Origin of the sequence: Veillonella montpellierensis DSM 17217, assembly GCF_000426745.1 — a bacterium.
In the GTDB taxonomy this organism is placed as follows: domain Bacteria; phylum Bacillota; class Negativicutes; order Veillonellales; family Veillonellaceae; genus Veillonella; species Veillonella montpellierensis.
Genome location: NZ_AUFY01000011.1, coordinates 15,610 through 39,773, shown reverse-complemented (window position 1 = coordinate 39,773; position 24,164 = coordinate 15,610). Strand labels below are relative to the sequence as shown.

The 24,164-nt window shown below is 37.1% G+C and carries 17 protein-coding genes and 1 tRNA gene; 1 reads left to right on the top strand and 17 read right to left on the bottom strand.

What is annotated here, in order from left to right; translation table 11 throughout:
* Positions 1-56: 56 nt before the first annotated feature.
* The 3 genes from K357_RS0104345 to K357_RS0104335 all read right to left on the bottom strand — a co-directional run bounded on the left by K357_RS0104345 (position 57) and on the right by K357_RS0104335 (position 3,770).
* Positions 57-1,010 (bottom strand): 2-hydroxyacid dehydrogenase, encoded by a 954-nt coding sequence (locus K357_RS0104345; protein ID WP_028257618.1) that lies wholly within the window; start codon positions 1,008-1,010, stop codon positions 57-59.
* Positions 1,011-1,291: 281 nt separating this feature from the next.
* Entirely contained in the window at positions 1,292-2,566 is a 1,275-nt protein-coding gene (locus K357_RS0104340; protein ID WP_028257617.1) for an O-acetylhomoserine aminocarboxypropyltransferase/cysteine synthase family protein, read from the bottom strand.
* Between the two features lie 259 nt (positions 2,567-2,825).
* Positions 2,826-3,770, bottom strand: a complete 945-nt coding sequence (locus tag K357_RS0104335; RefSeq protein ID WP_028257616.1) for a homoserine O-succinyltransferase — start codon at positions 3,768-3,770, stop codon at positions 2,826-2,828.
* 234 nt (positions 3,771-4,004) lie between these two features.
* Between K357_RS0104335 and K357_RS0104330 the strand changes: the two genes are divergently transcribed.
* A tRNA-Gly gene (locus tag K357_RS0104330) sits at positions 4,005-4,078 on the top strand.
* Between the two features lie 715 nt (positions 4,079-4,793).
* Here the strand turns inward: K357_RS0104330 and K357_RS0104320 are convergent.
* The 14 genes from K357_RS0104320 to K357_RS0104255 all read right to left on the bottom strand — a co-directional run bounded on the left by K357_RS0104320 (position 4,794) and on the right by K357_RS0104255 (position 24,024).
* Entirely contained in the window at positions 4,794-6,629 is a 1,836-nt protein-coding gene (locus tag K357_RS0104320) for an acyltransferase family protein (RefSeq protein ID WP_051212102.1), read from the bottom strand.
* Positions 6,630-6,842: 213 nt separating this feature from the next.
* Positions 6,843-8,087 (bottom strand): peptidase T, encoded by a 1,245-nt coding sequence (gene pepT / locus K357_RS0104315; RefSeq protein ID WP_028257614.1) that lies wholly within the window; start codon positions 8,085-8,087, stop codon positions 6,843-6,845.
* 261 nt (positions 8,088-8,348) lie between these two features.
* Positions 8,349-9,896: an AbgT family transporter gene (locus tag K357_RS0104310; protein WP_051212100.1), complete on the bottom strand. Its 1,548-nt coding sequence runs from the start codon at positions 9,894-9,896 to the stop codon at positions 8,349-8,351.
* Between the two features lie 448 nt (positions 9,897-10,344).
* Positions 10,345-11,202, bottom strand: a complete 858-nt coding sequence (gene rsmA, locus K357_RS0104305) for a 16S rRNA (adenine(1518)-N(6)/adenine(1519)-N(6))-dimethyltransferase RsmA (RefSeq protein ID WP_028257612.1) — start codon at positions 11,200-11,202, stop codon at positions 10,345-10,347.
* A gap of 61 nt (positions 11,203-11,263) precedes the next feature.
* Complete coding sequence (rnmV, locus tag K357_RS0104300; RefSeq protein WP_028257611.1) at positions 11,264-11,797, bottom strand: ribonuclease M5; 534 nt, start codon at positions 11,795-11,797, stop codon at positions 11,264-11,266.
* Between the two features lie 273 nt (positions 11,798-12,070).
* Complete coding sequence (gene ppk1, locus K357_RS0104295) at positions 12,071-14,179, bottom strand: polyphosphate kinase 1 (protein ID WP_028257610.1); 2,109 nt, start codon at positions 14,177-14,179, stop codon at positions 12,071-12,073.
* Positions 14,179-15,732: a Ppx/GppA phosphatase family protein gene (locus tag K357_RS0104290; RefSeq protein ID WP_028257609.1), complete on the bottom strand. Its 1,554-nt coding sequence runs from the start codon at positions 15,730-15,732 to the stop codon at positions 14,179-14,181. The genes ppk1 and K357_RS0104290 overlap by 1 nt, the downstream gene beginning before the upstream one ends.
* Positions 15,733-15,758: 26 nt before the next feature.
* Positions 15,759-17,297: a Ppx/GppA phosphatase family protein gene (locus K357_RS0104285; RefSeq protein ID WP_028257608.1), complete on the bottom strand. Its 1,539-nt coding sequence runs from the start codon at positions 17,295-17,297 to the stop codon at positions 15,759-15,761.
* 107 nt (positions 17,298-17,404) lie between these two features.
* Positions 17,405-18,175: a TatD family hydrolase gene (locus K357_RS0104280; RefSeq protein ID WP_028257607.1), complete on the bottom strand. Its 771-nt coding sequence runs from the start codon at positions 18,173-18,175 to the stop codon at positions 17,405-17,407.
* The gene (gene metG / locus K357_RS0104275; RefSeq protein WP_028257606.1) at positions 18,175-20,172 is read right to left on the bottom strand and encodes a methionine--tRNA ligase; all 1,998 of its coding nucleotides are present in this window, start codon (positions 20,170-20,172) and stop codon (positions 18,175-18,177) included. The genes K357_RS0104280 and metG overlap by 1 nt, the downstream gene beginning before the upstream one ends.
* Before the next feature lie 2 nt (positions 20,173-20,174).
* Entirely contained in the window at positions 20,175-21,089 is a 915-nt protein-coding gene (gene rsmI, locus K357_RS0104270) for a 16S rRNA (cytidine(1402)-2'-O)-methyltransferase (RefSeq protein ID WP_051212109.1), read from the bottom strand.
* A 49-nt stretch (positions 21,090-21,138) separates the two neighbouring features.
* Positions 21,139-22,146 carry a tRNA1(Val) (adenine(37)-N6)-methyltransferase gene (locus K357_RS0104265; protein ID WP_051212098.1) on the bottom strand — a complete coding sequence of 336 codons (1,008 nt, stop codon included), beginning with the start codon at positions 22,144-22,146 and terminating at the stop codon, positions 21,139-21,141.
* Complete coding sequence (locus K357_RS0104260) at positions 22,139-22,981, bottom strand: PSP1 domain-containing protein (protein WP_028257603.1); 843 nt, start codon at positions 22,979-22,981, stop codon at positions 22,139-22,141. The genes K357_RS0104265 and K357_RS0104260 overlap by 8 nt, the downstream gene beginning before the upstream one ends.
* Entirely contained in the window at positions 22,978-24,024 is a 1,047-nt protein-coding gene (locus tag K357_RS0104255; RefSeq protein ID WP_028257602.1) for a DNA polymerase III subunit gamma/tau, read from the bottom strand. The genes K357_RS0104260 and K357_RS0104255 overlap by 4 nt, the downstream gene beginning before the upstream one ends.
* Positions 24,025-24,164 lie beyond the last annotated feature (140 nt).

Below are 24,164 nucleotides of genomic sequence, written 5' to 3'. Positions count from 1 at the left end.
AAATCTATATACACCAAAAGCACTGATAGTACATGCTTACTATCAGTGCTTTTTAATTATCCATTAACTACGTTAATTGGTGTACCATTAAAAAATTGTTCTATATTATCAGCAATAATACTTACTAACCGTTCTCTTGTTTCTAATCCTTTCCATCCCATATGTGGCGTAATAATCACATTATCTAATGTATAAAGTGGACTATCCATAGCTGGCGGCTCTACTTCCTGTACATCAAGACCTGCTCCAGCAATGTCATGATGTACTAACGCAGCAATCAACGCTTTTTCGTCTACTAATGCACCGCGAGCAGTGTTAATTAAAAAAGCGCTGTCTTTCATACTCTTCAAAGCCTTAGCATCGATAATATGTTTCGTTTCTTCTGTTAATGGACAATGCAAAGACACATAATCAGACTGGGCCAATAGTTCAGGCAATGTAACATACGTAACACCTGGTTCATTATGACCTGGATGACGCTTATAGATTAATACGTTCATATCTAAGGCGCGAGCCACTTTCATGACCACTGTACCTATGCCGCCACAACCAATAAGACCAATTGTCTTTCCATTGACTTCTCTGTGAGGAACCATCAAATGGTCCGTAAAATTTCTATAATCCTTGGCCTGTAACATGCGAATTTGTTGTTGCATCATAGATGATAATTGTAAGACCATCATAATTGCTGTATGAGCTACACGCTCTGAACTATAGGCTGGAATATTACATACAGTAATACCTTTCTTAGTGGCCGCCTCAATATCAATATTATTATACCCCGTACCTGCCTCTACTAGTAATGTAACCGAACCAGGAAATCTATCAATCATGCTAGCTGTTACGGGCATCTCTTTGGTGACTAACACATTCGCGTCTTGAATGCGCAATAATAACTCATCTGCCGTGGTATCATCATAGGCTTCAACATGTCCCTTAATTACTGAAAAATCTAGTTTCTTATCATAATTCATTTTAAACGCATTGGCAATAACCACTTTTGGATTCATACATATACCACTCCTCTATTGTATACATAACACCACTAATACTGTCGCTTGCTCACTCTAATCCCAATCACTCACGATAACTGGATGTCTCTTATCATAAAAATACGTCTACCTCACTGTACACTAGATATCATACATGCCATAGATAGAAGGTTGTAACATTCTACATACACTTACACTACAATACTAAATGAATATCTGTCTTTATATATATTCGACAAAAAACGGGAAACTCCTACTTTGTTTCCCGTTTTCAATCATTCTATGAAATTCTACACCACTTATGCTTTTGCTAGTGCTTGTTCTAAATCTTCTAATAAATCGTCAATATTTTCAATGCCCACTGACAAACGAATCATATCTTCTGATACACCTGCAGCCCGTTGTTCTTCTTCATTTAATTGTGCATGCGTTGTACTAGCTGGATGAATTACTAATGACTTCGCATCAGCTACATTTGCCAAATTAGAAAAAATATGCAATGCATCCACAAATCGTACGCCAGCTTCTTTGCCACCTGTAATGCCAAAGGTAAAAATAGCTCCTACACCTTTCGTAAAGTACTTATCCGCTAAGTGTTTATATGGACTCGTAGGAAGTTCTGGATAATTCACCCACGCTACTTTTTCATGGTTTGATAGAAACTCAACTACCTTTCTAGTATTTTCTACATGACGTTCCACACGCAAGGACAATGTTTCAATGCCTTGAATAATCGAAAAAGCCGATAGTGGTGCCAAGGTAGCACCTGTATCACGAAGTAGTTGTGCTCGCACTTTTACAGTAAACGGTGTCGGTAAATCAGACCATTTAAGACCGTTGTAGTGTTCATCTCCTTCTGTAAAATGAGGATATTTACCGCTGGCTCTATAATCGAACTTACCACTTTCCACAATAATACCTGCAATGGTAGTGCCATGACCACCTAAATATTTAGTAGCCGAATGAACAACCACATCTGCCCCATGTTCAATTGGACGGATTAAATAGCCACCGCCACCAAATGTATTATCCACGATCAAAATAATGTTATGCTTGTGTGCAATATCAGCAACAGCTTGTATATCTACCAAATTAATATTTGGATTTCCAATGGATTCAATATAAATCGCTTTAGTGCGATCATCAATGGCCGCTTCAAATTCTTCTAACCGATCTGGATTTACAAAATTCGTATGGATGCCAACCCGTTCTAAAGTAGTACTAAATAAGCAATACGTACCACCATACAACGTAGATGCTGCAACAATATTATCACCTGCATCAGCTACATTCATAATGGCGTAGGTAATGGCAGCGGAACCTGAACCAACAGAAATGGCACCGGCGCCACCTTCTAATTGGGCCACACGACTTTCTAGCACATCATTAGTAGGGTTTCCCAATCGAGAATAAATAGCACCTGGATCTGTTAAGGCAAATCGTGCTGCCGCTTGCTCTGCATCTTTAAATACAAAACTTGTAGATTGGTAAATCGGTACTGCTCTAGCACCGGTAGGGTCAATGGTATGACCTGCATGCAATTGTAATGTTTCAAATTTATACTGTGTACTCATAATGATCTCTCCTTCTTTTTTCTACACCCATAGTAGTTTCTCACGCTACTATATTATCTCTTTCTTCTCTTAATGCATATCATTTTACTATGTTTTAACTTCTTTGTCTACACAAATACAGCATATATGCTAGATTTCATCATAGTAATTATGTATGCATAGGTATAGTCTAAAACTATAAGAAATATATATTCTATTGCTCAATAGCTTATGTCAGCTATGTTAGCTATCCCAGATAATCAATATATCCTAAAATTTTCTACCGTTGCACATAGATTCGTTTCATTTTTTCAATTTGATTCGCTATAAATGGCGTTTCTTGATACACATAATAATTAAGCCAATTCGTATATAAGATAGTAGCTGTCGATTTCCAACGCACAATAGGACGCTTAGTACTATCATCATCAGGATAATAGTTCTTAGGTAATTCTATATCGAGTCCCAGTGCTTTATCTCGTTCATATTCTAACTTTAACGTATTCCAATCATATTCTGCATGGCCGAATATAAATACATGCCGATTGTCTAAGCTTCTAACAATAGCGGCTCCTGTTTCCTTGGATCCAGCAAGCACTTGTAATTCATCATGTTCTTGAACTTCATCCATATCCACCGTAGTATGGCGTGAATGGGGCATATAAAATATTTCATTCATCCCTCGCATTAACATAGGATGATCTTCATACATTTCATTTTCAAATACGCCGAATAGTTTTGAGGTCAATAATTTTTTATGAATGCCAAAATGATAGTACATAGCGGCTTGTGCACCCCAGCATATGTACAAATTAGAGTAAACATGGCTATTGCTCCAATTCATAATATCAGATAATTCTTGCCAATAGTCTACTTCCTCAAAATCCATCAACTCCACTGGAGCGCCTGTAATAATCATGCCATCAAAATATTTCGTTTTAATCTCTTCAAACGTTCGATAAAAGCTTTCCAAATGGCTTTCTGCTACATGTTTCGCTGTCCTTGAAGCAGTGTGTAAAAACGTAACATCTAATTGTAAGGGAGTATTACTCAAGGCTCTAAGCAATTGTGTTTCTGTAATTTCCTTGGTAGGCATCAAATTCACAACTAATATATTTAAAGGGCGAATATCTTGTGACTCTGCACGTATCGTATCCATAACAAAAATATTCTCTTGTGCCAACTTTTCAATAGCTGGTAGATTTTTAACAACCGTGACTGGCATAACATGCTCCTATCTAGTATTGCTGCATGAGGTAATACATTATATTGATAATAAATCATTTTATTATACTAGCATTTATCAAGTAATGCTGATGTGTATCATCTTATCATAGAATTATTATATAAATAAATGATTATCTGTATAGCAATTCATATTCAAAACCTATATTTTGTAATAGATTATACCTATAGACAAACCACCTATGAAATATGCTATAATAGTAAAGTATTCTATGCGGCTGTAGTTCATCGGTAGAATGCGAGCTTCCCAAGCTTGAGAGGTGGGTTCGATTCCCATCAGCCGCTCCACCAAACACATAGAAAGAGCTAACAACAATGATACTATTATCTTCGTTAGCTCTTTCTTTTTTAATGTACAAGGGATGTTTTACAACAAATACTTGTAAATCATCCCTTAGTGTCATTTTTATCGATCCTTTGCTAACCAGTCTATCAGCGTATGCGTTCTCTTGCTAATCAATTTACTCCTCGTAAATAATAGTGTTTTAACACAGTCAACTGCTTATAACTTATAAGAGCTCCTAATATGGTTATATGAATCATGATGCACCTACAATCTACAAAAACTACGGTCTCGTCTTAGTATTTCATTCTGAGTATTCGTGCCAAACAACCATTTTAAAACAATTGTAATTCGACTTCATCTTTTGTAATTATATTCGTAAATGAATATCTACACTGCCTCTATATCCATTTTTAAGAACCTGCATTAGCCCTACCATGTTTTCTACAACTAAAGCCACAATTAGGGCATCTAACATTTTTCATAAAAATACTCCTTCAAAAAAAATATATTTCTATAAAGATAAAACCCTATTCAGGCCAGTAAATGCAAGGACTTTCAGTTTTTTGACAACACATTTTGTCAGTCCTTTACAGTTCACTAAAAAATAAAATGCTGATAGAACTAGATATTTTCTAGTTCTATCAGCATTTAAAACAACACGTTTTGTCCTATAACCCTGAAAGTATGACTATCCTTTTCTTACAGTCTCATATATGGTTAACTTATTTCGTCTTTATAGCGTCGTTCTATACTATCCCGAACCAACGTAGCATAGGCTTTTACGCCTTTATCATTAGGGTGTACGCCATCTTCACCTAACCATTCTGGGTGCTTTGATACGGCGCCATACCAGTCAATAATCGTTATATTATGATGTTCTTTTGCTAATTGCTCTAGATATCGGTTATTACTAGTTTGCCAATCTAGATCGGGGCAATACACATTAATCCAAAATATGTGTCGATTCGCTCCTAAATAATTAATGAGATCATTCGTTTCATGTTCGTAGTATCCCGTAATCGGTCCATTTGTGCCTAACCCCACTAAGACAACGTCTCCAAGGCGCCCTTCTTCATCCATGCGTTTAGCAATATCTAATCCTGCCCCTACATAGCGTGATACTTTTGCATCAATATACACACCTGGCAATTCATTTCGTAATGCATCAGACGATCCTAACATAACAGAATCACCGATAGCTGCCACGTTCGTTAACGCTTTCTTAACGGCTGCTTGCGATAGTTCTTGTTGATGCCGCGCTTTTTCATTTTCCTCATCCTGTTTCGCTTGAATCGCTGCTAATCGGCTCTCTAATTCATTTTGCTCCTGTACTTTTTGATCTGACGATATGGCCACACCGTATATACCTACTGCCATGGCAAGAACTATTAAAAGTGCCACTATTCTTATAAATGTATCCTTACATAATCGCCATAATCCTAACATACTTGATATGCGCTGCATACCCTTGGTCATATAATCAATAAAAGTAGCCCCTAGTAAAATGGTGATAATTATCAATAAATTACATAGGTATTCGTTAGAAATTTGTCCATTCCTATGTAGTCGGTGAAAGGCAAATAACACAGGATATTGACAAAGGAAAATGCCATAACTTTGTTGTCCTAACCATTTTAATATAGGCGTATCTAACCAATTCCCTAAAGTGGCCCTATTGCATTCTACTAATTTAACGAGCAACAAAAGGCCTACAGTAATTAGTACCATGCCCCCTTGATATACAATTGGTTCTTGGCCATTAAGGCTGACATAGGCCACTAATAATCCTGCTACTAGGAGAAAGGCTAATATGATACTAACAATTTTTTTACTTCCTACGATTATTTGCTGATTGCCATAATTAGCACGTAACAATCCTAAGATAGCTCCGAACAACAAGGCATATAATCTTGTATCCGTACCATAATACAGACGAGTCACATCTTGTCCTGGTATATACAACAAAGGCATTATACTAGCAGATACTACCCCTACTATACCAATCACCGTAATTCCATAATATATATTCTTTGTTTTCTTAGTTAACCACTGATATAGATAGTATAGAATAGGCCAAATAATAAAGTACTGCATTTCTACTGCAATAAACCACAGATGGGTAAACGGCGAAGCATTCATGAGGCGCGTAAAATAGTTCGCATTTTGACTGATCTGCCACCAGTTATTATAGCCTAGAAAGATAGACAGTACTTCCATTCGAATCGCCGAAATCGCATGGGGCAGTATAAAATAAAATATGCCTACCGTGGCCAATACGGTAATCAATAATGGTGGATAAATTCGTTGCAATCGTTTCATCACATATGTGCCAAGAGAAAATGGATGACTAGGGTTCGCACTTGTATAGGCTAATAAATAGCCTGTAATTACGAAAAATAAACATACCCCTAAATAACCACCACATACACTATCTGGGAACATATGAAATAAAGTAACACCTATAATAGCAATGGCTTTTAATCCATCTAAACCTGCAATATGCGATGATGCAATCTGACTCATATGTGTATTCTTAGAATCCAATTGTGACATAAACTATACACCCTTACTTTCCTACTTTTATTCGTTACTTAGCTTTATTAATTAAACACTGTGTATATATTCACATCATAAAGATTTTAAATTACGCCATACTTATTGACAGATAGCATAATGACAATCATTAACCTATTTTCACTATATAAACAGTACAATGTTTTATAATACTATGTTTCAACAGTACTCATTATACCATACTATGTTAACTTATGGACGACAAATCAAATCATTAATTTGTAAAATCATTTGACAAGATTTAACAAAAGAGTCTATTGGCAAAAACTCTGCATAGGAATGGAAATTATGAGCTCCTGTGAAAAAATTAGGCGTTGGAATGCCCTGCGTAGAAATAAAGGAACCATCTGTACCACCACGCATAGCAATCGTCTTAGGTGTAATGTCTAGTTCTTTCATAGCTTGATAAATATAATCGATACAATATTTATTATCCTCTGTAATAGCATCATTAATATTGCCATATATATCGGTAATAGTACATGTAATAGTAGCACGAGGGTATTTTTTTCGCATCCATTCTACCGCATCAATAATATATATTTTTTTAGCTTCATAGCGATCTTTGTGATGATCTCGAATATTTAATGTAACCGTAGCTGTACTTTGATTCGAATGAATTTCTTGTACCCAAATGTAACCATCTGTACCATCTGTATTCTCTGGTGTTTCTAATCGATTGAAACAATTAGCTATGTCAACTGCTACCAACGTAGGATTAAGCAACACACCTTTAGCCGACATAGGATGGGCACTAACACCTTCTATCTGGATAATTCCTTGCCCTGCATTAAATGTTTCATACACGACTTCGCCTAATTCACAGGAATCAAGCGTATAGGCAAAATCAACAGGGAATTTTGCCATGTCCATATGTTTCGATCCAACTAATCCAATTTCTTCATCTGGTACAAAGGCAACATAAATATCTCCATGGCGTACCTCTGGATGCGATATAAAATATTCTAAAGCAGTCATAATCGAGCTAATAGCCGCTTTATTATCCGCGCCTAGCACACTATGTCCATCGCTGACAAATATATCCTGACCTTTATACCTATCCAGTTCTGGATGTTCGCTTAATCGAATATATATATCATCTTGTGGATCCAAGCAAATATCACCACCATCATAATGAATCAATTGAGCGTTAATATGCGGATTCAAGTTAACATTCACCGTATCTAAATGAGCACAAAAGCCAACTTTCGCTACTGGTGTTGCTATATTGCTTGGCAACTTAGCAGTAACTACACAAAACTCGCTAAGTTCAATATTTACAAGTCCTAGTTTGGTTAATTCTTGCACTAACTCTTTTGCCATATTCCATTGTCCTGGTGTACTAGGTACCGTGGTAGAGGCGGCAGAGCTTTGACTTTCAATAGATGTATATCTTTTAAATCGTTCTATTAATTGAGTACGCAATGTGTCTTCCATAACTATGTACCAAGGCCTATCAAAACGCCTTGTTCTCCTTTCTACATGATAATAACTAGTTAATAACCTGTATAGGTACGATTCATTCTGTCAGCTACTCGGCGAATGAGATTGATCCTATGCATCATTCATAACTACTATCAACTACTACTCATTTATTCTTACTACATTTCTTAATCTGTCTATTTTTCTAAGCCTTAACTGGCTATCTATCCACGATTTCCTGTACTATTAAAAGATGCCTATCACTCTTACTAGTACTTATGGACGAGGATATAAATAAGACGCTTGTAAACCTAATGGAATATCAAAGAACCACATAATATATAATACAATGGTTAACACAATTAATAGGCAAATTGTATATGGTAACATCATAGAGCTCAATGTGCCTATACCACTTTCTTTTACATATTTTTGACAATAGGTAATAATCAATGGATAAAATGCAAACATAGGCGTTACCACATTAACGGCGGAATCAGAAATACGGAACGCGCCTTGTGTTAATTCTGGTGCAATGCCTACGCCCATCAACATAGGTACAAAAATAGGTGCTAAAATAGCCCATTTAGCTGATGCAGACGTAATAATAAGATTTAATAAAGCTACAAAGAAAATAATCCCGAAAATAGTAATTTGTGGTGGTAATGCCAAACTACGCAAGAATTCAGCGCCAGATATAGCCAATAATGCACCTATTTGAGACGCATTAAAAGCATATAAAAATTGTGCTGCAAAAAAGTAAAATACAATTAATTGAACTAACGTGTGTGTCATATCTTCCATAGACTTAGTAAAATCTCGTGTTGTTTTAAACTTACCAGATGCTACGCCATAAACAACACCTACACCGCCAGCAAATAAAAATATTAAGGCTACGATAGACTGCATAATCGGTGCTTTAAAACTAGCCAATGTGCCATCAGGTGCTCTGAACAAGCTATCTGCAGGTACCAAGGCCCAAATAAGAACGACTGCCATTAGTACTAAGAAACCAGTAGCTATATAGAAAGCACGACTTTCTCGTGGTGTAATTTCTGTATTAACATCATTTTCTACCACTAAACTATCTGATAAAGGATACATCTTCCACAACCATGGTTCTACAATTTTCTCGGTTGTATACCAACATGCAGGTATAACTAAAAATGTGGATATAAATGCAAAATAATAATTGGCTAATACATTAACCATGTATGAAGGATCTACAATCTGTGCGGCTGCTTGAGTAAACCCTTGTATAACAGGGTCAATAGCAGATGGTGTATAGTTCGATGCAAACGCACCTGCAATACCGGCAAAAGAAGCCGCAATGCCTGCTAGTGGATGTTTTCCCAAAGCATAAAACATATACGCCGCTATAGGAATAATAATGACATAGCCTGAATCCGGACCCAAATGACTGAGCATCCCCGCTAAAATAACTACTGGTGTAATCATACATTTAGGTGTTACTGCTAAAATTTTCTTTAACGCCATATTCAAATAGCCTGAACCATCAGCAATGGCCACACCTAATGTAGCAACAATAACCATCCCTAATGGAGGGAATCCTGAATAGTTGGTAACCATTTTACTCATCAACGTAATGAGTGATTGCGCACTTAACATATTGACAACTGTTAATGGTTTCCCTGTAGCAGGATTGACATAATCAAAGGTAATCGTAGACAACCATGCGGAAATAACAGAAACAATAATAAATGCTGCAATAAATAGAATGGTAATATCTGGAACCTTGTTCCCTATGCGTTCAATCCACGCCAAGATTCCCGTCGTACTAGCTTTTTGAGTTTTTATACTCATACTAACTCCTCCTTTTCTTACAAAACACACTTATATTCTCTATAGTATACTATAAGTTATATATATTTGTGTAAATTTCAATGGTAAAACCGGAAAATATATTGTATACATGCCGTAATCGACTACATAGTGGCCTATCATCGTATCGATTATAGTAACGATTGACTATATCAAAGATGTACTATATGGATGTTCCTATTATGGTTCGTGTTATACGTGCGATCCCATAAGCCACTATCTATCAACTCATCTAAATGTACTAGTATATGTGCTAGTATGATTATAAAATGTTTACCCTATATACATAATGCATCATCTTATAAAAATAAGAATGTGCATACAGCAGTACGAAGCAATGCTATCTATACAAAGCGTACTATATACACATTCTCATTCTTTTATTATGGTAAGCGATTCTAATGATACGATTTGTATCTATGCATAGTCTTTATTTCACCTCTAAGGTAGACCACGCATTAGCTATACGTGCGAATTCCTCTAATGTAAACGTTTCACCTCGACGATTTCCATCAATACCAGCTTTTTCTAATATAGTAGCAATCATTTCTTTGGCAAGTCCTGTGGTCTTCATCGTATTGGAAAAAGTTTTTCGTCTCTGTTCAAAGCCAGCTTTAACAACACGGAAAAATCGTTTTTCATCAATCACATCAACTGGTGGAGTAGTACGCACTGTGCAACGAACTACTGCACTATTGACAGCTGGTGCTGGCAAAAATGCTTTGGGCGGTACATCTAATACAATATCCGGTTCTGTGTAATATTGCACAGCTACCGATAAAGCACCATAGGCTTTTGTGCCAGGAGTCGCCACCATTCTCTGAGCAACTTCTTTTTGAACCATCATAACCATACATTCAATAGGCAGTTTACTTTCTAATAAATGCATAATAATAGGTGTTGTAATATAGTAGGGTAAATTAGCTACTACTTTAAATGGTTGATGATTCATAATCGATGGTATATCTAGTCTTAATGCATCACCATGGATAATCTGTACATTATCATAAGAGGCCAATGTAGTATCTAGTACTTCCAATAACCGTCGATCTAACTCAATCGCTGTTACCGTAGCACCTGTTTGTGCTAATCCTTGGGTTAATGTACCGATACCAGGTCCAATTTCAAGGACGCGATCACTTTCTGTTACATTAGCAGCATGTACAATTTCATCAACCACGGAGCGACGAATTAAAAAGTTTTGTCCTAACTTTTTACTCATATGAATGCCAAAGCGTTTACACACATAGTGTACAACTTCTGGGCTTGCAATTACTGATTCTAACATACAGACTCCTTTTCTCTATCCATTTAATCCTATTATCGCTTATACTTACCAAAAATGTATTCTATTCTATATCACGTATCGCCGTTTCAAAGTCCTGGCGACTAATGCCATAATGATTAAGGCGATATAAAAATTGTTTTCCATTACCATAACCTATGCCTAACGCAGCACCTAATTGTGTGCGTCTATGAACGCTATTATCAGCTCCTATCAACTCATGTGCTACCAAGTCAGTCATTGAGAACTCATTAGATGATGTCATGCTATGCGTATGTAATACTGATAAGGCTTTACGAATGGCTTCTGGCGATGCTTGTTCGATGCCAATATCATCATTAGCAAAGGCCTCCTCTCTCGGCACAAAAGCGTGTTGTGCCTGAGGAAATCGTTTTGCCAAAAAACGACGAATACGCTCTCCTGCATAATCAGGGTCCGTGAGAATAATAATACCTCGTTTTTCATAGGCTACGCGAATTTTATCCAATTGTCGTTTATGTAGATTAAAACCTTCCGTTATAATACAATCTGCTTCCACAGCTTGTGAAATACGTTGTACATCAGATTTTCCTTCTACTACAATGACTTCTTTCAACATATCATATCTCCTGTAATGACTCACGTAATCTCTCACTCGTGCATACTATCTACCACTCATTATCCCCATCAATATGACTTGTACAAATCAACCGTAGACTAGATTCTATGGTAGTTCTTATAAAAGTAGCATATACATAACATTTTCTAGAAATAATTGGTTATTCATTGCTTTTTAACCTATAATTCTATCGACTTCTTTCTAGTCTATAAAAATTCAATGTCTACATCTACAAAGAAATACACTAACTATAATGAAACATCATAGCGGCCATTATGACTTATAAATTGGTTGCAATCGTTCAATCACAGTCATGCGTTCTGTGTCGGCTTCTTTAGCTTCTCGCATCAATTCTTCTTGTGCTGAAATAGGATGTTCATGATTCACTGTCTTTCTATAGCTACCATCAGCACGCATTATATGTGTTTTTTGATTATCTTCTAAATACAAGCGTAGAATATCCATAATACGTGTTTTATGTCGTTTATCTTCAACGGGAATCATCAATTCCACCCGTTCATTTAAATTTCTAGGCATCCAATCAGCACTGGAAAGAAATATATTTTCATGGCCCCCATTATAAAAGTAAAATAACCGATGGTGTTCTAAAAATCTACCTACAATAGACCGTACAGATATGGTATCACTAACGCCAGTAATACCGGGACGCAATGTACAAATGCCACGTACAATTAAATCAATTTTTACTCCCGCTGAAGAAGCTTCATATAATTTTGCAATCACTTTCTTATCCAACAAAGAATTCATTTTTGCAATCATATAAGCTGGGTTGCCCGCCTTTGCCTGTTGAATTTCATTGTCAATATGTTCGATAATTTTTTCTCGCAAATTCAAAGGGGCTACAATAAATTTATTCCATAGTGGCGGATCAGAATAGCCAGAAATGACATTAAAGAAACTAGACGCATCTGCACCATACTCATCATTACACGTAAAAATACCACAATCCGTATACATACGAGCTGTTTTACCATTATAATTGCCTGTCGCCACATGCACATAGCGGCGAATGCCATCTGCTTCTCTACGAACCACCATCGTAATCTTCGAATGCGTTTTGAGTCCTTTTAATCCATAAATAACATGGCAACCTGCTTTTTCTAACCGCCGTGCCATTTGAATATTATTTTCTTCATCAAAACGGGCTTTTACTTCCATCAATACGGTCACTTGTTTGCCATTATCAGCGGCTTTCATTAAGGACTTGATAATAGGTGAATGACCGCTAACGCGGTATAAGGTCTGCTTAATCGCCAACACTCCAGGATCAATAGCTGCTTGTGCCACAAAATCTTCTACGACGGTAAACGTTTCAAAAGGGTGATGAACAAAAATATCTCGTTCACGAATAGCATCAAATAAAGATGAAGGAGCGACCCCGATTAATTCTTGTGGTTGATGTGGTTCAAACGGAGGAAAGCGCAAATGTTCATACCCAGGCATATCACAAATGGAAAAATACATACGACAATCCAAATGACCATCAATACGATAGGCTGCCGATTTTTCTAGTTGCAAACTTTGTAAAAGAAATTCTAATAATTCCATATCACCTGTGCCACTCACTTCGATACGTACCACGTCACCACGACGACGTCTACGCAATGAAGCTTCTACTTCTGTAAGTAGGTCTTTCGTATCTTCTTCATCGATGGATAAATCGCCATCTCTTGTAACACGGAATGTCATAGCACTTTCAATAGTGTACCCTAAAAAGAAATCCTTTGCAAAGTATCGAATCACATCTTCCAAATAGATAAAATGATGTTCTTTAGTCTCTTTATTAGGCACTTCAATTAATCGATTTAACACAGATGGAATTGGTAAAATCGCAATTTTTATGTCCTCTTCATCTTTTGTACCTTGTCGCTTAATTTGTACGATTGTATTAATCGTATGATTTGCTAACAGAGGAAATGGATGTCCAGAGTCAACGGCTAGAGGGGTAACAACAGGATATACCTCACGTTCAAAATAAGACTGTAACCATTCTTTTTGAGACTCTGTTAATTCATCGATTTTCTTAATACATAAACCTTCTGCTTCACATAATTCTAACACTTTATTAACATACGTATATTGCATATGCACTAGGCGACGTACAGAATCATCGATGGCTTTGAGCTGCATAGACGCATTCATATGTGCTGGATCGTAATCAATCGGATCCGTCATAGCTTTATGACGTAAACCAGCCACGCGAATCATGAAAAACTCATCTAAATTAGAACTAGTAATCGCAATAAATCGCAACCGTTCTAACAAAGGGTTATGGCAATCCATTGATTCTGATAAGACACGTTGATTAAATTTTAACCACGACAGTTCGCGATTAAAATAATATTTAGAATTAGTAAACATTACCTATTCCTCCGAATGATCAATTGAATTTCCATGCCAAAAATTTCTGTGAAATATTCAGAATCACGTTTAAAGATCCATTCTTCTAAGGAAATATCTTCTTGTGTATACGCAATGACATGAACCATATTATCCTCAATCTGAATATCAATACTTTCTACCTTTTGATTGCTACCTGCATCTAAGGAACAAGCAGTGCGAATAATCGCCACCAATTTAGTCACTTGTATCTTTTGTAATTCTGTAAGTTTGGAAAAATTGTCGTCATCATCACTAGGTGTCCCTTTATAGTGATAATACACCACATTAGCCACTACTTCTTTTTCCTGTTCCGACAAGCCAAAAATATCTGTACCCATAATGATATGATACGAGTGTTCCCCATGGTTACGAAGACTTACATATTTCCCTACACTGCATAAAATGGCTGCGAAGCGGCTCAAGTAGGCCCAACGTTCTGGCAATCCATAGGATGTTAAGGCTTGGCAAAATTGCAAGCTAAATCGTTCTACTTCTCGATCATGCAATGCATCTGTATGATAACGGGCTGCAATAGCACGAGCCAACTGTATATTTTGTTCCCTCAACATATGTAAATAGGGATGTTTTTCGTATTCTGCGCCATAATATAAACTAATACCTTCTGAAAAAGATGCACGATTCATCAATAGTCGCTTAGGACGAATCATACTAATCAACTCATGATGTAAAATAATAGTCGGCATTAATATATGTGCTTTAAATTCTGGTAAATGAAATCGATTGATCAATTTTGTCGCAGTTACACCATGAAAGGAATCAAAGAAATCGTTAAAAATCTGGGGATCAATACTACGTGTTGCATCTGATACTTCTCCATAATTCATAAGTTTCGCAATGAGTCGTGCTTCATCACCAGATAAGACAATGCTCGTAATATGACATTCTTGTAATTCCGCTTTTAAAGGAGAAATCATACGCCGTATATATTCTGCTACAGCCGTTGGAAATGTGGCTGCCGCCCGTTCATTACGGTTAAAGGATTCCATAATGCGCAAGGATCCACTATGCACATTTCTTTGAAACAGCATAGATCCACCTTTCCAAACGGTCAACCCTACACCACCAGAACTCATTTCTAAAAATAGCACCGCTTCATCATCACGTAACAAGTGTTCCTCATTCATAGAAAAGTATAGTAGAAAATATTTATAATATACTTCCTTAGGCATATCAACCACTTCAACGCGCATACCTGTATGAATAAAAATTTGATCTAAAATACTGCGACGATTAATCGCTTCTCGCACTACAGCGGTACCATATAATTTATACCGTGATATACCATAATCGGCCATAAGCGATTTATAGCCTTTTAATACTACACATATTTCCTCAATCGTCTTAAAGCTTAATCGATTCGTTTGAAACAATTCTTCTCCAAATGTGACTTCTCGCCGTGCGTAATCAATTACTTTTACCTTATCGATTGTTTGATACTCTAATATAGTAATACTCATGCTACTAGCACCTACATGCAAAATAGCATAGCGTAATGGTTTATAGAGACCCATCTTTACACCTCACCATGATACATCGTCTATAGTCGCTCTTTCCACTCTACCAATAATTCTTTTTTAAATTCTTTTTTAAATGACTTCGTCAACTTGTCGATAGCAGCCATAGCGATTAAGGCATTAGCCCGTTTTTTTGTCCATACTGTCAATATCACTTCTCTATCTGTAATCACAGATGATACAGATACGGCCAATTGTTCATGACTTTCATCAATCGCTTCCGCAACACTTAAAATAAGTGACATTTTAGCAATTATCATCTTATGTCCACTACCTAATAATTTAGCATACTCTGATGTTTTATATAATTTATTCGTATATCCATGAGAATTCATAACAATGAAAGCACATATGGCTTGTTCCACATGAGAAATACCATATAAATTGCTATTAACTAGCATATACGCACTATGTCTAGCATGACTGTAATAATTAATTTGTTTGCCCATATCATGTAATAATGCGGCCACCATTAATAATTTACGTATCCGTTCATTACAACCGTGTAATGATTGCCATTGTTCAAAAATCGTATCTGCCAAATTTGCCGTATATTTTACATGATCCAAATCATTTTGAGGCATTGATAGCAGTACATTTTCTGCAGAATGCATTAATATATCATCAATAACACCAGATGTATTCATGTAATGTTTACCATAGTAATCATAAAATAAACCTTCTCGAAGCCCGGCCCCACCGATATACATCGATTTAGCACCAACATGCTTACTAAGTTGTTGAATCAAGGCTGCTCCCGCCACAATAATATCGGCTCGTTCTTGAGAAAGTCCAGGGATTTTACGCCGTTGTGCTAATGACTTACTCGTCACTAATTGTAAAATTTCTACTATTCGTGAATATTTTAATTCATAATTATGGAGTTTAGCAATGGGATAATCGTGAGAGCGCTGATCTATTTTAGCCATATTCCTAGCCGTACCACCAATACCAACTAAGGGCCATCCTATCTGTTTTAGCCACGGTTCATCTTCTAGTAGCATTTGAATATGGGCTATCATTATATCATACTCTTTCGTCGTTAACTCTGTGCCATGTTGGAACATCCCCGTCAATGTTAACGCCCCCATAGGTAGACTCACTGAACGCACCACTTGTCGATTTTCTACTAAGGATACTTCCGTACTAGCACCGCCTAAATCAAAGAGCACAAAATTATCCAATCCGATTGTATTAATGACACCAAGGAATCCCAATCGAGCTTCTTCTTCACCAGATATACAGGTTAAGGTAATTCCCGTTTCTTCATACACCCGTTTAATAAAGGCCTTACCATTACGAGAAAATCGTACTGCTGCTGTGGCCACTGCATACACGTGTGTTGTCTTCATAATTTCTGCCATATGTGAAAAAACTTGTAACGCATTAATAGCACGCTTCATAGCCGCTTCCGTTAAATAATTAGTTTCCCACATACCTTCACTAAGACGAATGCTCTCTTTTTCCTGATAAATAAGCCGATAACTCTCATTATCTGCAATTTCACTAATCACAAACCGTACTGAATTTGACCCCAAGTCTATCAATGCTAGTCGTTCCATATAAACTCCAAATCTTTCTGACTACCTTACAAAAGAGCACACTACTTAATAGTTGCTAATATATAGAATATCTATATACAGAGTTCTACCAAGCAATGTGCCTCTTATTATTTTATATTAAAAATTGTTTTACCATTCTCAAGAGTGATATGTGCTAATTCTTCTTGATCAATCCCTTTTAATCGAGCAATCTCTTCTACCACAAATTGTGTCTTAGATGGATCATTCCGTTTTCCTCTAAAAGGAGGCGGTGTTAAATAAGGGGAATCAGTTTCTACTAATAGTCTATCCAAAGGAATTTCTTTTGCCACTTCTTTTAAGGATGTAGATTTTGGAAATACTACTGGTCCTGCAAAAGAGATATAAAATCCCATCTTCATCGCTTGTCGAGCCATTTCGTAACTGCCCGAGTAGCAATGAAAAATACCTCGATTCCCTTTTCCATGAAGGCGTAATAAATCCATTATGTCCCCATGTGCATCGCGATCATGAATAATAATCGGCACATCTACCTCTCGTGCAATGGCTAACTGACGAATGAAATATTCTTTTTGTAGGTCTTTTGTAGATGTGTCCCAATAATAGTCTAGTCCGATTTCACCAATGGCTACAACCTTCGGATGCTCTTTAGCCGTAGTGTAATAATATTCAAAATCTTCTTCCTTAGCCGTTTTCACCTCTTCTGGGTGTAAGCCAACCGCGGCATAAATTTGTGTATACCGCTCTGCCAAGGCAACTGCCGATTCAGAAGTAGGTCGATCACAGCCGGGACATACGATATATTCTACGCCACTATCAAAACACGCCTCTAGCATACGCTCTCTATCATCCAAAAAGGCTTCATCATTGACATGGGCATGTGTATCAAATAATTTCATTATTTCACCAAACTTCCTGGTGCCATATCTTGAATCGTAGTTACTTCTAAATGTTCTGAAAAATCAGAGGCTGATAAAATCATACCATATGATTCTATTCCCATTAACTTACGTGGTGATAGGTTCGCTAAATAAATAACTTTTTTCCCTATAAGTTCTTCTGGTTCATAATAATTAGAAATACCACTAACTACAGTTCGTTCTTCTACACCAACATCTAAGGTAAATTTAAGTAATTTTTTTGATTTCTTCACTTTTTCACAAGTTAACACTTTAGCTACGCGTAAGTCTAGCTTTTCAAAATCATCGTAGCTAATCGACTCCTTAATAGGAGGAATCGTTTCTACTGTACTATCTTCCACAGGTTTACCCTCCTCTGTATTCGTTACTACTGTTCCCTTTTCTTTTTCTATATCTGATGACACCTCTATCATTTCTGGTATATCAAAACGAGGGTAAATTGGTTCCCCTTTCATCACCTTTGTACCAGTTGGAATCTGCCCCCATGTAGTGGCATCCTGTAAGGTAATCTTGTCAAATCCTGTAAGTCCTAATTGTTCCCAAATACGAGGTGCACCAGATGGTAAGATTGGTGATACTAAGATGGCAATGATACGCAACGCTTCTGCTAAGTGATACATAACTGCCTGTAACCGTTCTTCATCACCTTCATGACTATGTTTCGCCAATATCCATGGTGTTGTTTCATCAATATATTTATTGGTACGACTAATGAAAGTCCATACAGCTTTTAAGGCTTTATTAAGTTCCATATGTTCCATATGTTCCTCATAACCAGTAACTGTTTGCATCGCCAACGCTACTAAATCTGTATCAAATTCGCTCGTGCTATCACATTTCGTAAGAATTCCATGATGATATTTTTCAATCATCGCTACTGTACGATTCAACAAATTACCTAAATCATTAGCCAAGTCAGAATTAATGCGTTGTACAAAATTAGGTAATGTAAAGTTACCATCATTTCCCAACTGAATCTCGCTGAGTAAGAAATACCGCAATGCATCCGATCCGTATGTATCAATCAATGGAATCGGGTCAATCACATTCCCCAAGGATTTACTCATTTTTGTGCCATCTACAATTAACCAGCCATGACCAAACACTTGTTTTGGAAGGGGAAGTCCTAAACTCATCAACATAATCGGCCAAATAATCGTATGGAATCGAACAATTTCTTTCCCTACCAAATGCAAATCTGCTGGCCAAAATGTATTATATAAATCACCTGTTAATGTGTCTCCATCTATAGTTGGTTCCAACGCACTAATATAGTTAACGAGTGCATCAAACCATACATAGACAACATGTTTTTTATCGAAAGGTACTTGAATACCCCAGTCAAAACTAGTACGAGATACACACAAGTCCTCTAACCCTTGTTTCACAAACTGAATCATTTCATTCCGTCGTGATTCTGGTTGGATAAAGTCAGGATGTTCTTCAATGAATTGTAGCCATCGATCGGCATATTTGTTCATTTTAAAGAAGTAACTTTCTTCTTTAACCAATTCTACTGGTCGACCACAGTCAGGGCAGGTATGATTATCCCCCAATTTTTGTTCTGTCCAAAAACTTTCACATGGCGTACAATACCAACCTTCATATTCCGCTTTATAAATATCTCCATTGTCATAAGCTCGTTGAAATAAAGCTTGTACTACACGTTCATGACGAGCATCTGTAGTCCTAATAAAATCGTCATTAGAAATGTTCAATCGTTTCCAAAGGTTCTGAAAGGTAGCTACAATCTCATTTGTATACTCAATGGGTGTAATACCTCTCTCTTCAGCCGCACGCTGAATCTTTTGCCCATGTTCATCAGATCCTGTCAAAAAACGTACTGTATAGCCCGCTAATCGTTTATACCGAGCAATCGTATCCGCCACTGTAGTGCAGTACGTATGACCTATATGCAATTTAGCACTAGGGTAGTAAATCGGTGTGGTAATATAAAAACGTTTATTTTCTGCCATTCTTAAAATCCTCCTTGCCCACTCGCTGCCTCTACGGCATTATATACATCTCGCCGTGATACATGACGCTTCTTAGCAACGATTCGTATCGCTTCTTTTTTAGCTATACCACTCTGTATAAGACTATATACAGCTTCTTCATAAGGAATATCTTCCGTAGTATCATCATGCACCGCCGTGTTTAGCGATGTTTCCGCTCCGCCGACAACGACTACAAATTCACCTTTATACATAATTTGACTATCATCCGCCACTAAGGATGACAAATCTGTGCGAATCATAGTTTCAAATTTTTTTGTCACTTCTCGAGCAATCACAATCGGTCGATTGCCTAATTGTTCATGCATATCTAATAACACGTCTTGCAACCGATGGGGTGCCTCATAAAACAATAATGTTCCTTCTTGTGAACGTATGCGAGATAACATTTCTTTGCGATTCGACTTTCGCTTTGGCAAAAATCCAAAAAATGTAAACTGTTTTGTAGAAAGGCCTGAAGCAATGAGTGATGTCAATGCTGCATTAGCACCTGGTAAAGGAACAATGGAAATCCCCGCTGCAATCGCTTTTTTGACTAAGTCTGCACCTGGATCAGAAATAGCTGGCATACCTGCATCACTCACTTGAGCAACGGAGTTACCCGCTTGTAGTAAAGAAAGTAAATACGCACCCTTCTCATTCTTATTATGTTCGTGATAAGAAATTAATGGTTTATGAATATCATAATAGGATAATAAAATGCCCGTATGTCTTGTATCTTCAGCGGCAATCATATCCACTTCTCTTAATACTCTAACCGCTCGATAGGTCATGTCTTCCATATTTCCAATCGGCGTTGGTACCAAGTATAGTACGCCACTTCTATGACGCTCTACATCATGTATTGCATGGTCAACGAATCTACTATCCCCACTCATCGATACCTTATCTTGCTTGGCATTTTCTATATGAATACTATCATTTTTTTCATGTATCCATGAGTTGTTCTCCATACCAGTCACTCACCTCCTTACTGTATACATTTTTTTCTTGATAGATATATAAAGGCGGTTCTACCATAACGCCCTCTTTTCCCCCTTGTACCGCTTCAACGAGTACTAATTTGGCTACCTGATGAGGAAAACTATGAACAAATCGTATACGTTTAGGGGCAAACCCATGGGCTTCTAAGAGCCTTAGCACATAGGATATACGATCCGCTACATAAATCATCCAAAATTTTCCTTTACATTTAACAAGCCTTTTAGCGGCCTGTATCACCTCATCTAACGATGTGTCATCTTCATGAAGTGCTAACGCCCTATCCTTATGCTGTGAAAGAGCACCGCAGTTGACGCCATAATACGGGGGGTTAGCAATGACGCCATCAAAGTGCCGTTCTACCTTATAGGGGATATAGGCGACCATGGGCGAGGCAGTGTCTTTCTTATAAGAAGATGACTTACTATCTATCTTATAATCATGGCTTACGGAATTAATGGAATGATTTTGTGTGTTTTCTATCACTTCTACGAATACGTGCTTCATCGTTTGCCATGTGGCTAGTTGTCGATAATCACCTTGTATAATCTGAATCGACTCTTTCTTTTGATTATAGTCTACACTACATGTTGCCAATAACGCCATGATGGGATTTTTTTCAACTCCTACAATATGTCTACAACCTTTCGCAGTAGCCAATAAAGGAATTATGCCTGTGCCAGTTCCCAATTCCACATAGGAATCCTTTGCTTTATAAGGTATAAAATTAGCTAATATAACCGCATCAATAGAAAAGCAAAATTGATCCGACCGCTGATATAATTTCATGCCATCAATAATTATATCGTCCAGTCGAACACGAGGGTCTTTAAGCAATCGTCCCGTGTCTATCAAGTTTTGCTCTTTCAGTGCAACTTCTAACTGTGCGGAAAAGTCTGAAAAATGTCTGTCAACAGGTTGATTCATAGTCTTCCTATTCTTCACCTCATTCATCCGGTTCTGCCACCTCTGACCAAGGCAAATCGATAGTTCTTCCTGCTTCAAGCTGTACTTTCACAGTTTTTTTATTTTTATTAATCTTTACTACCTTACCGACACCTTCATCGGTTACCACATCTTTACCTACACCAGGTGGCTCTACGTCTACAGACGGCTGATTTGTTTTCTGTACATACAAATCGCCCCCCTTAGCATATAAATGATCTTCATAGTTTAAGCAACACATTAATCGACCACATACACCTGATATTTTAGTCGGGTTCAAACTTAAATTTTGGTCCTTAGCCATGCGAATTGATACGGGCGAAAAATCTCCTAAATAAGTGGAACAACATAGTGGTCTACCACAAGCACCAATACTATTGATAATTTTAGCTTCATCACGAACGCCCACTTGTCGTAACTCAATACGCGTTCTAAATACAGTCGCTAAATCCTTAACCAATTCACGAAAATCAATACGCCCATCAGCAGTAAAGAAAAAGATGATTTTATTCATATCAAATGTGTATTCTACATTAATCAATTTCATGGGCAAATTTCGGTTAGCAATTTTTTCCAAACAAATAGAAAAGGCCTTTTGTTCGCGCAACTCATTTTTATTAACTTGCTTCATATCTTTCGCGGTAGCTTTACGAATCACTGTTTTCAATGGTTGCACCACTGCATCATCGGTTACCATACGAGGACCGATTACTACTGAACCATATTCTAATCCTCTAGCCGTTTCCACAATGACACCATCATGTAACTCTAAATTAATAGTTCCTGGTGAAAAATAATATATTTTTCCTGCTTTTTTAAATCGCACACCTACAATAGTAATCAATCTGTATCCTCCTGTAGTGCTCGATGAACTGCTATTATCAATCCATCAACCACTAATGATGTTTTTACATATAATTTTAACGCCTTTTCAGCTTGTAATGATTGTTTCATTAAATAATCTAAGGTTTTAGTCCGCCATACAGGCAGCATAGTCAGCAATGTATCATGATGCAAAGGACATTGCCATATATCTCTTGTAGCCCCATAACGTAAGGCTAACATATCTCTCGCCAACACACGAATCCAATGTAATACTTCGATCATGTCATCACGACTGAGTGATTCTGTCCACAACGATATGAGTGTAAAATACCTACTTTCAAAGGACAGAGCATCCATAATATCGACTGCTAAGGAAAGCATCTTAAGTTGCCCCTCGATAGCTAATTGCCTAACGAGTGCAGGATTACCATGTCCAGAGATAATTGCTTGTTCAATATCGCCTGTAATCCCTTCTTTTTTTAAGGTATCGCGAATGATATCATCGGAAACTGCGGTAAAAGGCAACGCCATACATCTAGATATAATGGTTGGCAACACTGTATGGATTGTATTCGTAATGATAATAAAGTATACATTGTCAGGTGGTTCTTCAATCGTTTTTAACATAGCATTAGCCATGACTGCGTTGGCCGTCTGAAAGTCTTCGATAATAACGACGCGAGGTGATTCACTCGTTACTGTAAGATAGGTTTGAAGCAGTGTATACCATTGTTCTACCTTTAACATAGTTTTCATAGGACGCAACCAAAAAGCCTCGTGTTGGTCCACATACATCGATAATCCTTCAGCTTGAATTTTTTTATCTGATTCACCCTGTTGACTGCGAATCGTATCTATATGGGCTAAATACTCCTTACCACCATGAGGGGAAAATACCTGTCTGCCTATCAATAACGAAGCTAGTCCTATGGCCATATCTAATTTACCAAGGCCCGCCTCACCATAGAATAATATACTATGCGGTAAGACTTGTTTATGAACTAATTCTATAAGAGTTGACTTATTAGTATCTTGTCCTATTACAGAATCAAAATATGTCATAATTCACCTCTTACTAGCAAAATTTATACAACAATAACAGTATTATTTTATCATAGGTGCTATATATTTTCTATACTAAAAGCAATCTACCTATATTCTATCGTTATTCCAACAGGTAAGTGATACGCGCTATGCATAAT